The organism is Chryseobacterium antibioticum (assembly GCF_012927325.1).
Classification (GTDB): domain Bacteria; phylum Bacteroidota; class Bacteroidia; order Flavobacteriales; family Weeksellaceae; genus Chryseobacterium; species Chryseobacterium antibioticum.
In genome coordinates this window covers 1-14,335 of sequence record NZ_JABBGI010000012.1, presented here as the reverse complement: position 1 = coordinate 14,335, position 14,335 = coordinate 1, and the positions used below count along the sequence as shown (strand labels likewise).

Genomic DNA, 14,335 nt, shown 5'->3' with positions numbered 1-14,335 from the left:
TATTATGAAAATTACTAGTAAACTATTATCCGCTCTTTTTCTCTTCGCTGTTCTACTGGTCAAGGCAGATGATGAAATCCCACCTGTTCCGGGTGGTGGTGGTACCGGAGGAGTTGGACCGGGAGGAGCTGCATCACCTATCGATATGTATGTTTACATATTGTCTGTAGTTGCAATTGCACTTATTTTATTCTATACAAAGAAATTGAAGAGCCTAAAAGCCTAAAATTTTATTAAAATAGCATTAAACTCTCTGATTAATCAGAGAGTTTTTTTATTTTTACTCTATGAAAAAGATATATATATTATCTGCAGTATTAGCTGCATTTTCTCTGCAGGCCCAGTTTACAGTTACAGTACAGGCTCCTGCAGAATTTAAAGATCAAGATGCTATTCTATATACATTAAACGGTTCGAAAGATATAATCGTTACCAAAGAACAGAGCAAGAATAATACATGGACTTTCAAATACCCAGGCCATTATATGGGAATGATGAAAGTGTATTTTCCTACTTCAAATAATGCAGTAAGCTTTATTTCTGAGAATAAAAATGTAAGTGTAAAACTTGATGTTCAGAATAATAAGATCACGGACGTAACATACCTTGATGAAGCTAATGATCTTATGAGCAAACAGCAGGAAGGTTCGCAGAAAAAAGAACTTATTCTTCCGGCATTAGCACAGATCAAAGAATATTATAAGGACAATACAGAATTTGGCAAAGCGCTGAAAACAGAAATTAGCAGACTTTCAGGGACGGGTAATAGTGTTGATGCAGCACAGCATCCGTTTGTTTCTTATTATAATACCAATTACAGTAAGTTCCTGTCTAATTCTACAGATCCTGCTAAAAAAGTAGCTCAGGACGATATTGTCAACTTCCTGGATAAGTCTAACGACATGCTTGAGTCCTCATCTCTTTTGAGACCTGTTTTAGTTTCATATCTTAATTCAGGAGGAAATACTAATGTTGCCGGTTCAGTAGATACCTTGTTAGACCGTTTAAAGGTAGAAACTCCGAGAGGGCAGACTGTTCTGTCGGAACTTATCGACATTTTTGATGCCTATGACATGGAAGAGTTTAAGACTAAGTATCTAACCCTTGCCAAGAATCTTAAATGTACTATCACTGACAGGCTTGCTACGACTTTAAAATCCAATGCGAATGTTGAAATGGGAGCTGCATTTCCTAACGTTAAATTCCAGTCCGCGACCAATACATCTGCTAAGTCTCTTTATGATGTGAAAGCAGATAAAAAAGTGATTGTTTTCTGGTCATCTACATGTTCACACTGTGAGACAGAGCTGCCACAGATTTTAGCAAAATACAGTGATTTAAAAGCGAAAAATATTCAGGTTATTGGTCTGTCTTTAGATACGGATAAGACTTCATATACTCAAAAGATTGCTGCATTTCCTTGGATCAATGATTCAGAATTAAGAGGATGGAACAGTAGTTATGTAGATACCTATAATGTTCATGCAACTCCGACGTATTTTATTTTAGATGCTAACAATAAGATAATCAATAAACCAGACCACGTGGGAGATGTTTTAGAATATTTTAAGTTAAAATAATTTTGGTGGTAAACAAATATTTTCTATATTTGCACCACCAAAACGGCGAGGTAGCTCAGTTGGTTAGAGCGCAGGATTCATAACCCTGAGGTCACGGGTTCAATTCCCGTCTTCGCTACAATAAGAGGGAAAGTAATACATATTACTCTCCCTTTTTTATTTAAAGGATTCTTACAGTACAGAGATTAAAATAATGAATTAAAAAGAACCGGCAGAGAAACTTGGGGATTATACGTACGTATTTTGGCGCCAAGCCTTTAAGTAAATTAAGGACAAGGAAGAAATGAATTGTTGATTAACAACATCTATTTCTCTGCAATTTTAAGCATGATCATAGACAAGGTGAATGCTCTTTTTCATATATCGGAGTATTGCTTATAGCTAATAATGCCATTACGCCGGAAATACAAAATCTAAATAAGCAGATCAGCAATATGATCAAAGCGAGCAATCCTAAATCATTATTAGCTGATTAATATACAATGATCGGAAAACCCGATTCAGGACGGAAACAATAATAAGACAGCGCCGCTTATGGATCGGGGTATCTCCTAAATGGAAACCTATATCCAGGAAAAACAGTGTATGGACCTGCCATAAGAATGCTTTGGTATGAGCACAGAAGAATCCGACGGATTACATTAAACCTGGGAAATAAATGTAGAATACAATCTATTTACAGTACATTCAATGTTATAAAAAGCAAAACCGCGACTTATAAGAGCCGCGGTTTTTGATATCTGTAAGAAATACGTTAACTCTGGTATCCCAATAGTTTTCTGATCTGATAGAAGAATCTTTCAATAAGTCGTAAATCCTGTGTTACGATCTCTGCATTACCTCTGAGTTCTTTGTCAAAAACAAGCTTTTTATTGTAACTGGTTTTTAATCCTTTAGGAAGAGTAATATCTACATAATAGTTTCCTTTATCATCGGGGATAAGAGAAATATTCTGTACTTTTCCTTCCACAATACCATACTCCTGGAAACGGTAGTTATCAAGTTTGATCAATACCTTTTGGCCTGTAAGGACCTTTCCTGAATTAACGGTAGGGACAGACATTCTGCCTACCAGCTTTTCTTTGTTTGTCGGAAGTATGGAAAGGATTGGCTCTGCCGCTTTTACAAACTGATTTTCACCGAAAAACTGCTGAAAACTGGCCATACCATCTGTAGAAGAAATCACCAGATAATTCTGTTCCCATTGTTTTAAAGATTTACGAAGCTGTTCGAAAAGCTGTAAAGTTTGAGAGGAATAAGTGATTTTATCTTTTTCCGTATTAATGGCAGTTCCGCTTTTCGTTTTATTTAAATTGGAAATCCCTTCATCCATCTGGGAGATAGAAATATTGAGATTTTCGAGATTCTGCTGAGCCTGAAGAAATTTTATTTTTTCATTTTCAAGTTCCACAGAAGCAATCACTCCCTGATTGAACAGTTCCTGAGATCTCTGATAACTTTTCTTTGATAATTCGTATTTCGCCAATTCCAGACTTTTTTGCTGTCTTAAAGTAGCGATTCTTACTCTGTATTCTGAAATACTCTGATTGGCCGCGATATTTTCCGGTGCGTATGGCTGAAGTCTTGTGAAAAGCTCTTCATCTTGGAAAGCTTTGGCAAAACTGTTATAATCTCCCTGCAGTTCACCAAGTTTGAATCTTGAGGTCTGTGCAATCGGGAAATTTTGAAGCTGTTGCGGAGAAATAGAATCCACCAGCTTTTTCAGTTCCAAAACATCTTTATAATTGGCCGCAGACTGCATGACCATAAGGACATCATTTTTCTTTACCTCCTGATGATCCTTGATGAAGATCTTTTCAATTTTTGAGCTCATTCTGGCTTCTATTTTCTCAGGTGGATTTTGTGAAGTAACGATCACCGGAGCAGAAATAAATTCCGGATATTTAATGATGTAGCTCATCGCAAGGATAAGCAAAAGTATAACTAATATAACGCTGTTTCCCCAGCGTATCATCCAATGTGGAGGCTGGGTAAGAATGTCCTGAACGCTTTCAGAGCGGAGTTCAATATTGTCTAAGATGTCTTCTTTCATGTTTCTACGATAAAATTTCCCTCATGTTTCAGAGGGAGTCAAATTAATTTCCTAATTCCAGTTGATTTTTCACCAGCCTGTAGTATTCTCCTTTTAAAGCAACTAGGTCAGCATGGCTGCCTTCCTCTACCACTTTACCTTTATCCAGAACTATAATTTTATCGGCATGCTTTACTGTTGATAACCTGTGAGCAATAACAATGGCCGTTTTACCTTTAAAGAACTGTTCCAGATTTTCCATAATGACTTTTTCATTATTCGCATCTAAAGCTGAAGTCGCTTCGTCAAAAAATATAAAGTCCGGAGATTTATAAACCGCTCTGGCGATGAAAAGTCTTTGCTTCTGACCACCACTCACGCCTACACCCTCGTTTCCGATCTTCGTATTATAGCTTAACGGAAGACTTTCAATGAAATCTTTAATATTGGCGATTTCCACGGCACGTCTCAGTTTTTGTTTATCAACATAATCTTCTCCTACCGCTACATTATTGGCTATCGTATCATTAAATACATATCCTTCCTGCATCACCACTCCGCAATGATCTCTCCAGAATCTGGGCGAAATATTTTTCAACTGGGTATTTCCAAGTCTGATATCTCCGGAAGTTGGTTCGTAAAATTTCATCAGAAGTTTTAAAAGAGTCGTTTTTCCACTTCCGCTGGCGCCTACAATGGCTGTCGTTTTCTGATAAGGTATCGTAAGGCTGAGATCTTCAAATACAGGAACATCCGATCCGATGTATCTGAATGATATGTTGCTGACATCAATGTCTTTCTGCGGAATTTCACCCGCATACTGTTCATTTTTGTCTTCTTCGTCTTCTTTGTCATGGATTTCACCCAATCTTTCAAGGGAGATCTTGGCATCCTGAGTCTGTTTGATAAAATCGATTAGTTGTAACAGCGGGCTGTTCAACTGTCCGATAATATACTGTACCGAAAGCATCATACCTAAAGTCAGATTTCCTTCTAATACGAGTTTGGCTGAAAGGAAACTTACCAGAATATCCTTCATCTGGTTAATGAAATTTCCTCCCACAGACTGCCACTGTTCAAGAGAAAGAGATTTTATTCTTATTTTAAATAATTTTACCTGCAGGAATTCCCAGTCCCAACGCTTCTGCTTCTCGGCATTATGCATTTTGATCTCCTGCATACCGTTAATAAGCTCGATTACCTTGCTTTGCTCCTGAGAAACCTGAGAGAATCTTTTATAATCCAATTCCTTTCTCTTACTCAGGAAAAAGCTGATCCATCCAATATACAGTGCTGCTCCTATAAGATAAACCACAAATAGTCTATAGTCGTAAAACAAAAGTACAATACTGAAAATAATCAGGTTGACCAAAGAAAATAGGGTATTTAACGAGGAACTCGTCAACAACTGTTCGATTCTGTGGTGGTCATTGATTCTCTGCATGATATCACCTGTCATTCTGGTATCGAAAAAGCTTATGGGAAGCTTCATCAGTTTGATAAAGAAATCCGAGATGATAGAGATATTGATCCTTGCCGAAAGGTGAAGAAGAATCCAGCTCCGGATCACTTCAATACCCATTCTTCCCAGGAACAACATGATCTGGGCAAGAAGGACTACATAAATAAAATTAAGATCTTGGTTCTGTATCCCGACGTCTACAATACTCTGGGTAAGAAACGGGAAAATAAGCGAAAGTAAACTTCCAGCCAAAAGACCTACAGCAAGCTGTATAACAAGAGACTTGTATTTAAGCAGATATTTGGATAGGAAAGAGAAACTGGCTTTACTCTCCGCTGTATCAAATTCAGTCTGAAAAAACGCGGGCGTCGTTTCAAGAATAAGGGCAATTCCTTCTTCTGTATTTTCGTTGGCGTTTTCTCCGATCCATAATTTGATAAATTCCTCACGGGTATAAGTGATCAGCCCGTAACTGGGATCTGAAATGTAAACTTTATTGTTTTTATCAATTTTATAAACAACAACAAAGTGGTTCTTGTTCCAGTGTACGATGCAGGGGAAGGGGACTTCTTCTGCAAGGGTATTAAAATCGATCTGGACCCCAAGGGAACGGAATCCTAAGTCTTCTGATGCATCACTTAGTCCTAAAAGACTACTTCCTTCACGTGTCGTTTCAGAAAGGGTACGGATCTGCTGCAGGGAGATACTTCTGCCGTAATACTTACTTACGATTCTAAGGCAGGTAGGGCCGCAGTCTTTAGCATCCGGCTGTTTATAAAAGGGAAATTTCTTCAAAATTTATACTCATTATAAAATGTCGCCAATAGATGACGACATTTTTACTTTATTCATTGTTGTACTTAAATGATCATTAGCTAATAATAGCATCTCTTTAAGCTCGCTTACGTTTTCTTTGAAAAGTGGAGCTTAACTTAATATTTTAGAAAGTGTAAACCTATAAAGGAGTAAAATCAATCATTGGAGGAGGGGTGCAATAATACGTATTCGGTCCTGCTCCTGCTATAGGTCTGCATACACCGTTGGCACAGCACTGGTCACGACCACATTCGCCATCATCCGGACATCTTCTAAATCCTCCTTTAATCGTTTTTAAACTTTCTCTTGATATTTTTTTTAAGTTTTTCATAGCGTGATTTAGTTTTTCTGTTTTCCTATTCTTTTAAAGCTTTTCGGAATCCGCTTATATTTTTTCCTAAGATAGTGAATTTTTCAATTCGTGAAGATTTTCTTGTTGAAAGTCCTCATCTTCCATTAATTCGTCAACGAAAAACCAAATATCGTCACGATCATACTTGTCCGGGAACTGATGTCCGTTAAGAATAAAAATAGGTGTAAAGTTCAGCCCTGAGTTGCTGTTATCTTTTGACATTTCAACAAATGGTGTCAGATCTTCCGGTGCAAATGATCCGGACAAAGCCACGATCTTATTTTCATCTCTGGTTTCAAACCATTCTTCTACTGATTTCAGGAACTCTTTCTGTGGCTTATTATCGTAAATATGTTTAAAAGCCGAAAGTAATTTGGTGTACTTTTCATCAGCTCTTTCCGGTGAATAATTGAAACGGATCTGTACGGAAATATCATCAGGATATTTTTCAAGAAGTCCCTCCATGATTTTATGACCATCTTTACAAAAACCACAATAAGGATTGGATACAATGGAAAGACGAAGTTTAGCATCCTTATTTCCTAATGAAAAAGTTTCGGTATTCTGGAATTCTATCTTTTCATTTTCCAAAAGCTGACTTTTGAAAAGTTCATAGTTTCTTTTAAATCTGAGGTTTTTAGCATTTGATTTCTGAAGGCTTTCTTTCTGAGAAAGAATGTTGCTGAAATATAAAACGGCAGAGAAAACAAGGATCCACAAAACAGCTGTTAATAATAACATTCCTATACTGAGTGGTGTATTCTGGAAAAAGAAGATGCTGAGGACCAACTGACCGATAAGGATTGAAATGATCAGAAGACAAACTCTACAGAACGCTTTTTCTACGAAAGCCTGGATGTATAATGAATACCCAATGGCAAGTATAGAAACCAAAGTAAATCCTTTGACAATATACGCTGTGGCTGGAAGGAAAAGTCCCAGTATGGCAAGCCCGGCAAAGTAAATCAGAGAAAAGTCTGAAAACTTTAAACCAAAAATACTTGTTTTATCCTGCTTAATGATCTTGTCACATGAATTGGTAGTCTGTTTGGCAGAGGTATCCCCACAAATACTTCCAATCACTGTAGATGTATTTCCGAATTTCTGATTGAAAATCTCCATAGAAATATAGACTCCTGCCAGGGAAAGGATATTAAAAAAAGCTTCGTATAAGCTTTGGGTGAAAAAAGAATAAACAGTGATGATGGCAAAAACAACATAAAGAATAGGTGTAAAATTGAAGGCAAGTTTGCTTTCTGCATTTTCACTTTTTTCAAACAGCAGTACAAAATCTGTAGATTTTTGATGAAGCTCTTCTTTATTGAGTGTTTTAGCTTTTTCAGAGTAAACTGAATAACTAGCTCCCGATTTCTTTACCAAAGAAAAGGAATTATCTACAATTGCGATAAATTCTTCCGGTAGCTCATCCCAATATTCCTTATCAAGTTCATAAGCATCATTTTTTACGCCCATAAAGTTAAGCGTATCACTAAAAGCCAATGCAGAAGGGTAGTTTGGGTGAGAATTGAACTGAAAAGAAAATTCCTGTTTATCGAGTTTTAGATAGTTAATGAGTCTGTCGAAAATCATGTTAATATTTTTAACTAAAATACGCAGATGTTTTAAAAAAACAAATATTTTTCTTTTGTTAGTGATATACCATTGTTAAATGCTTGATTACGTGTAAATATTATTGTGTTTTTTACTTTATTTAGTAAAAAATAAAGCTGATTTCGCAATCAAATTTGATCCGGATCATCCCTAGTGTGGATAGCGTATCGCTTCAGAAAGTTCAATAGGATTATTGGTTTTTCTTAAAGATTCCTGCCTGATCTTGGTGAGTTCCTGGAAGTTTGGGGTAATTTCCTTCCCGTCTTGGTCTACTACTTTCATTTTGGCCTGTCCTGATTTTACTTCTTTGTAAGGATCATTGTAAAAATCCATATACAATTTGTGAAGCTGCTTGATATTTACAGGAACTGTTTTTAAAGAAAGACGGTTAGCCGTATAAATATTTTCCTCATTCTTTTTTAATGCAGTAAGATCGAAGCTATAACTTCCCAAAGTATCCGACATCGAAATGATCAATCCGGGAAGTCCACTGAAAATATAGGGCCCGTCACTGATGGGGATGTCTGCAGCAAACCACGCCTCCCAAGTTCTTCCTTTATAATCAAGAGAGGCTTTTTGGCATTGATGATTGCCTATCATTTTTACAGTATTAGAAACCTTCCATTGAAGGTTCGGAGCAACTTCCTTCATTTCATAAATATCAATGAGTCCTTTATAAAATTTGGATATCTGATTTTCGTTTCTTTTTTTGATCACCATAAACTCATAATCCAAAGATCTGCCTTTTGTTTCGCGTCCTGATTTTTCATTGGCTATAATGGTAGAGTCGCTTTTAAATAATTTGTATGAATAAAAGCGGGAGCTTGTCCCATCTATGTCAAGAAGCATTTCTTTTGAGGTCAAATCAGATTTTGTGGAATCTTCCTTGTACTTCATAGAGTAGGTGCCCCTATATTTTTGGCTTTGCAGTATATTAAAGTTGAATATAAGTAAAAGCAAGATGATCGCTTTAATCCAAAATGTTTTTAATTTAAAAAAGGAAGAAAAGGAAATATAGCTTTGACTATTTTCTGAATACATTGACATAGAATATTGCTTTTTGGTTGTATGAATTTAAAAGTAAGAAAAAATCATCTAAATAGGGTAGAGGAAAATATTCTAATGGACGAAACGCGATCCTTTTTTCAAGTCATTTTTGCTTCTTAAAAGATAATAACTCTAATTTTTTGATTCGAATAAATAGGGGGGAATTGGAATGGTATATCATTAAACAATTGTTTAATTTTATATAATTTTAATGGCTTGTGTAGTGTTTAAGTGATGAATTGCTACTCAATCATTTATTTTTTTGAAATTGTAATTTTAGGATATGAACTCAAAAAAACTTATAAAATCATAAAGTTTTCTTAAAGTTTTAAAAAAGGAGGGAAATGTTTTTGTATTTATAAAATATGTTGTACTTTTACATCGCCTTGAATGAGGGAACAAGTCAAGGTAATAAATTTTTTTTCATCATTTGTGTTTTTAGAATCGTATCGCCTGATACGATTCTTTTTTTTGTTTACTACTTTTCGTAGTTCAAAAGGAGATCAATAAAGTAAGAATAAGTAACCGCACCTTCCTGCTGGTTGCTCTTTAAAAACAGGTTGTTCATAAACCCAAAGAAATCATCAAGCCAGCCCTGATGTCTGAAGATGAAACTTCTTTCATAGCTTCTGTCTCTTTTCATCGCTGGAGAGTATTGACTAAGAATATTTTTTACAAACTCCGGGTCTTCCTCAACAATAAACCTTAAAAGGCTTTTTAACGTAAAATATTCAGTGCTGTATCTCAGATCATTGTTTTTAGCATTTACCCCGATCAGATAACCAATAAAATTAGCTTCCTGTTCTCTGGCAAAGCCAAGCTGGTGTGAACTTTCATGTGCTGAAGTGAATGGAATGAAGGTGTGAGGAAGCTCAGCATTATACTGTGCTTCTGCCGTAAAGGGGTTGTAGTAACCTAATATTCCGGTAAAATTCATCACGCTTTTAAAAAGGCTGGGCTTGAAAGCATTGATCTGTGGGGCCTCTTTGTTGGAAATATATTTTGGAAGTTGAGCCTGTTGGCGGAGAATTTCAGTCTGTACAGAGTTCAGGTCAGTTATAATAAAAATTCCGTTTTTATCTTCCCGTACAAATTGTCTGGTCGTTTTGCATTTTTCCAGATAGCGGAGTGCTAGGATCTTTGCTTTATCGATTTCCGGATCTTTCTGGCTGGAAAGCTTTTTAATGATTGGTGTTTGGAAGTATAGCATTCCCCAACAGATCTGGTAGATGAAGTAGAAGATATTAATGACGGCCAGAAGCTGTAAAATAGACTTGTTTCTGCTTTTCTTTTTAAAACAGAGTATAAGGCCATATAAAAGAAAAATTCCCAAAAGAATATAGATAAGATCGCCGAAAGAAAATGGGATCCAGCTGAAAAGCAATTGATGAATCTTTTTCTGAAGTTCAAAGAACCATTCAAAAAAAGAGATCATTGTTTTCGATTTTGAGAAAACATAGAACAAAAGAAATTGGACAAGTAAAACACCTGCCCAAAATCTTTTTTTATATATTGTTTTTGTTGTACTAGTGACCTCCATCGGATTCTAAAATATCAACATTAATTCCCTGCTTAGACAAAGCCTTTTTGGTTATGTATGCGAATAATGCAATATACGCAAAACAAAGCACCGGGATAAAGTATGAATTGTGGATTCCTATAATGTCAGATAATTTACCCTGTAATGGCGGAATAATACCTCCTCCTAAAATCATCATTACCAGGAAAGCAGATCCCTGAGCGGTATATTTCCCTAAACCGGTAATAGCTAAAGTAAAGATTGACGGCCACATGATGCTACATGCAAGACCTCCAGAAAGGAATGCATAAATAGCGATATTTCCTGTTGTAAGAAGTCCTACGATCATTGCAATTACTCCAAACAGACCAAAAATAGTTAATGTTGTAGCAGGTTTATTTTTACTGATCAGGAATAAAATAACCTGAATAGCGATACAGATAGCATAAAAATAGAGATGTGACATATCTTTTTGCGCAATCGTATTGATACCGATGATCACTAGAAATGCCACAAAAGGAACAACAATAGTAGCAATTGTCTGCTGTTGTTTGTTCAGATTAAATACAGCAATGGCTCCAGTCCATCTTCCAATCATTAAACTTCCCCAATACATCGAAATATAAGGCGCCAAGTCCGAAGACTGATGTCCTCCGAATGCAGGTGTACTTAAGAGTTCCCCCAGGTTACTTCCTATGGCAACTTCCACTCCCACATAGCAGAGAATGGCAATCATTCCCAATACAAGCTGCGGATACTTCATTGCGCCCCAGCCGTCCGGATTCTTTTTTGAACTGGTATTAGCAAAAAGAAGACAGAGAATAACAGAAAGCAATGCGCCTCCCAGATAAATCATTCTCTCTTTCTCAAGAGGATGTTTTATCGTTTCAAGCTCTGTATTTTTATCAGCGATCTGTGTTTTAAATTCGGCTGTTTTTGTGGCATCTGTTTCTTTTTTCAAATTGGTGTCCAGTACAGATATCTCACTACTTAGCACTTCAATTTTTTTAGCTTCTTCAGAATTGTAGCTGCTGAATACCGGGATAAAGAATAAGATAACCAGTATTGTCATGGCAATCAAAGTTTTTCTTGCTTTTCCTGCTTTTTCCATAGGTTCATTGGAGATTCCATCAGGAAGCTTTTTAGAAAAATAGAAAACTCCCGCAGCAATTAAAAATAGAGCTCCTACAGCGGTGTAAAGTAAAATTACTTTATCAAGTGCCAGATGTTTGATCTGATCATCATCTACCGTAGCCGTAGTTCCGAAAAGGGCAAGCCCTACAATGATTGGCCCAATAGATGTTCCAAAAGAATTAATTCCTCCAGCTAAATTTTGCCTGCTCGCTCCTGTTTTGGGATCACCCAAAAGTACAGCAAAGGGATTGGCGGCGGTCTGCTGAATAGAAAAACCTAAGGCTACAACAAAGAGTCCTATGAGCATTCCATAATATACGTTGGCTTTAACGGCCAGGATCATAATAGCAGCTCCTACAGCCGAGAGAAGCAGTCCGTAGACAATACTCCTCTTGTAACCCCATTTACCAATAATATCAATACCTTTAATAGTACTGGATATAAACAGCAATAAAGCTCCTAAGAAATATGCCGTATAAAATGCAAAGTCTATTAATTGGGACTGAAATTGGTCAAGGGAAAAATAGTTTTTACAAAAAGGGATAAAAATACTATTGCCGGCTGCAATAAACCCCCAGAAAAAGAATACTAGCACTAGAGTGTATAGCGCAGGGTAATTAGTCGGTTGATTTGTTTTAGACATGTTTGTTAAAAATTTCGCAAACAAATATAACTATTTCTTTTATATAGAATGTTCCAGCAGTGTTTTTTTTATCTCCTGATAAGCTTCCGTTTTTAGATCTCTCGGAGAACCTGATGGTTGCATGATTCCGTTGAAATATACCTTGACACGTCCGGGATACCCTTTTGAACTGTCGAAGGGAAAAATTTCCTTAAGACCCACAAAGGTATAAACAGCAATAGGGGATTGGTGTTTGGAAGATAAAGTAAATGCTCCGTCTTTAAATTCATCGAGAATAATCGTCGTGTCGTCCGGTACACCACCTTCGGGAAATATGGCAATGCTGTTGCCTTCTTCCATTTTTTCTGCACACCTTCTGTAGACATCTGCACGGCTTCTGGCACTGCTCCGGTCTACCATTACACATATCCTTTTATATATGGTCCCGAAAATGGGGATTTTCATAAGTTCTTTTTTACCTACAAAACAGATCGGGTGATCGGGCATAAGGATACAGGTAAGCATGATGTCCATTATGGATGTATGATTCGAAATGAAAACATAAGGCTTGTTCTTGTCTTTTTTCTGCTCAGAAAGATTAACGAGATCGTATCTTAAGCCCATACCGTAAAACATTCCGAAACACCAGATGCGGATAAATTGGTAAGCGTATTTGTAATGCTTTTTATTGAAGGATAAAATATAGACAGGGATTCCCAATGTAACGGTTAAGACAAATGCCAGTAGCAACAGCCAGAATCTCCAGAGATAATTTAAAATTTTTCTCACAGCTTAACCGTTAAAAATTACTTTCTTTTTCACTGAATAATTAAGAATGGAAACCAGCAGGATCGCAGCGATCTTACTGATCATTTCAGGGCTTAAGGTATAAAAAATTAAATTGATATTGTCCTTAAATATAAAGCTGTAAAAAATCTGGAAAAAGCCTAAGCTTAATAAAGTGGAAACGAATGAAACGCCCATGAAGTAAGCAAATTCCTTTCTTTTGGAATGCTTTCCTCTTTCAAAAACAAACCATATGCTTAAAAAGTAATTGGTGATGATCCCGCAGCTGGTAGAGAAAATATTACTCAAGGGATAGTGGATGCCATGGAAATTAGTTTCTCTGGCAAAAAAATGGGGCAGGTAAGTACTGAATGCCTTGAAGCTTCCAATTTCTACAACAGCACTGAGTCCTCCGGCTATAATGAAGAACAAAACCTGTTTCTGGCGTATTAGTAATTCTCTCATTCAATAGATATGAAGGTGCAAATTTATAACTATATGTTAATAATGTAAGAATAAAAGATTATTTTAAAATGAAAATTCAATTCATTTTATTGGTTTTTAGTTAGATACGCCTGATTTTTAGGAGTGGGTAGGGTGATTTTCTATTAGGTACATGTAGATTTTGTCTTTTGAACAGTTTCTGATAATAATGAAAAATTACTTTATGATTATTTTAGAACTTGATCAAACATAATGACAATCGTTGTAGGCTAAAGGGATTACCGACAGTGTGAAAATTTTAGCTCTACACTATTGTGATAAACATATGTTAAACAATGAAAAAAGTTGTTAATTTTTTTTTTTGAATCAAAATAATTTCTAAATTTAGTATTCAGAATGATGTAATTATAACCTGATAATAAATTCATTTTCAACTTCTTGTGTTGATGGTTTTTTCTATCTTGTAATGCGTGCTATACCGCATACTACCTTAATTTTTACGACCCAATTTATAACAATATTTGTATGAAAAGTCAAAACAAATACAGAAAATTCCAGCTTCAGCAAAAAAATATTGAGGCTCTTGAGAGAGAAAATTCCCGCTTCAAAAGAGTGTATTCAGAATATGAAAATATGGCAGACGAATTGTGGAACCTTGAAAATTCTACAGACCAACCCGTACCAGATGATTTTATTAATGCCATCATGCTTCAGAGCTCTTATCTTGAGGACGAAATTGAAGATTGGTTAATAAAGTTCAATAATCAAAAAGCTGATATAAAACATTAGAAGCTTCCAGTCTGCAGGGCAAACGCATCATAAATTAATTAATTTTTCAAGATACCTGTTATCCCATCCTGCTTTTAGGCGCTTTCCTCTAACACCGACTTTGAGCGTTTTCTCATTTTTCAAAAGATTGAGAGCTATTTT

General features: G+C 36.1%; 12 protein-coding genes and 1 tRNA gene. 4 read left to right on the top strand and 9 right to left on the bottom strand.

The window, feature by feature from the left end:
* Positions 1-4: 4 nt before the first annotated feature.
* From HHL23_RS10565 to HHL23_RS10555, 3 genes are all read left to right on the top strand, one after another.
* Positions 5-226 carry a signal peptidase gene (locus tag HHL23_RS10565; RefSeq protein ID WP_169234764.1) on the top strand — a complete coding sequence of 74 codons (222 nt, stop codon included), beginning with the start codon at positions 5-7 and terminating at the stop codon, positions 224-226.
* A gap of 61 nt (positions 227-287) precedes the next feature.
* Positions 288-1,580, top strand: coding sequence for a peroxiredoxin family protein (locus HHL23_RS10560; protein ID WP_169234773.1), 1,293 nt, complete (start codon positions 288-290; stop codon positions 1,578-1,580).
* A gap of 44 nt (positions 1,581-1,624) precedes the next feature.
* Positions 1,625-1,698 (top strand) — tRNA-Met (locus HHL23_RS10555).
* Between the two features lie 636 nt (positions 1,699-2,334).
* Here the strand turns inward: HHL23_RS10555 and HHL23_RS10550 are convergent.
* The 9 genes from HHL23_RS10550 to HHL23_RS10510 form a co-directional block, all read right to left on the bottom strand.
* Positions 2,335-3,633 carry an HlyD family secretion protein gene (locus HHL23_RS10550; protein ID WP_169234772.1) on the bottom strand — a complete coding sequence of 433 codons (1,299 nt, stop codon included), beginning with the start codon at positions 3,631-3,633 and terminating at the stop codon, positions 2,335-2,337.
* 43 nt (positions 3,634-3,676) lie between these two features.
* Positions 3,677-5,869, bottom strand: a complete 2,193-nt coding sequence (locus HHL23_RS10545) for a peptidase domain-containing ABC transporter (protein WP_169234771.1) — start codon at positions 5,867-5,869, stop codon at positions 3,677-3,679.
* A gap of 160 nt (positions 5,870-6,029) precedes the next feature.
* Positions 6,030-6,221 (bottom strand): bacteriocin-like protein, encoded by a 192-nt coding sequence (locus HHL23_RS10540; RefSeq protein ID WP_169234770.1) that lies wholly within the window; start codon positions 6,219-6,221, stop codon positions 6,030-6,032.
* A 66-nt stretch (positions 6,222-6,287) separates the two neighbouring features.
* A complete protein-coding gene (locus tag HHL23_RS10535) occupies positions 6,288-7,832 on the bottom strand; it encodes a vitamin K epoxide reductase family protein (RefSeq protein ID WP_169234769.1) in 1,545 nt (514 codons plus the stop codon).
* A gap of 171 nt (positions 7,833-8,003) precedes the next feature.
* Entirely contained in the window at positions 8,004-8,894 is an 891-nt protein-coding gene (locus tag HHL23_RS10530) for a GLPGLI family protein (RefSeq protein ID WP_169234891.1), read from the bottom strand.
* A 484-nt stretch (positions 8,895-9,378) separates the two neighbouring features.
* Complete coding sequence (locus HHL23_RS10525) at positions 9,379-10,335, bottom strand: DUF3810 domain-containing protein (protein ID WP_228464706.1); 957 nt, start codon at positions 10,333-10,335, stop codon at positions 9,379-9,381.
* Positions 10,336-10,426: 91 nt separating this feature from the next.
* Complete coding sequence (locus tag HHL23_RS10520) at positions 10,427-12,196, bottom strand: MFS transporter (RefSeq protein WP_169234767.1); 1,770 nt, start codon at positions 12,194-12,196, stop codon at positions 10,427-10,429.
* A 39-nt stretch (positions 12,197-12,235) separates the two neighbouring features.
* Complete coding sequence (locus HHL23_RS10515; protein ID WP_169234766.1) at positions 12,236-12,964, bottom strand: lysophospholipid acyltransferase family protein; 729 nt, start codon at positions 12,962-12,964, stop codon at positions 12,236-12,238.
* Between the two features lie 3 nt (positions 12,965-12,967).
* Positions 12,968-13,426: a GtrA family protein gene (locus HHL23_RS10510; protein WP_169234765.1), complete on the bottom strand. Its 459-nt coding sequence runs from the start codon at positions 13,424-13,426 to the stop codon at positions 12,968-12,970.
* 504 nt (positions 13,427-13,930) lie between these two features.
* Between HHL23_RS10510 and HHL23_RS10505 the strand changes: the two genes are divergently transcribed.
* Positions 13,931-14,194 (top strand): hypothetical protein, encoded by a 264-nt coding sequence (locus HHL23_RS10505; RefSeq protein WP_073335575.1) that lies wholly within the window; start codon positions 13,931-13,933, stop codon positions 14,192-14,194.
* Positions 14,195-14,335: the final 141 nt, after the last annotated feature.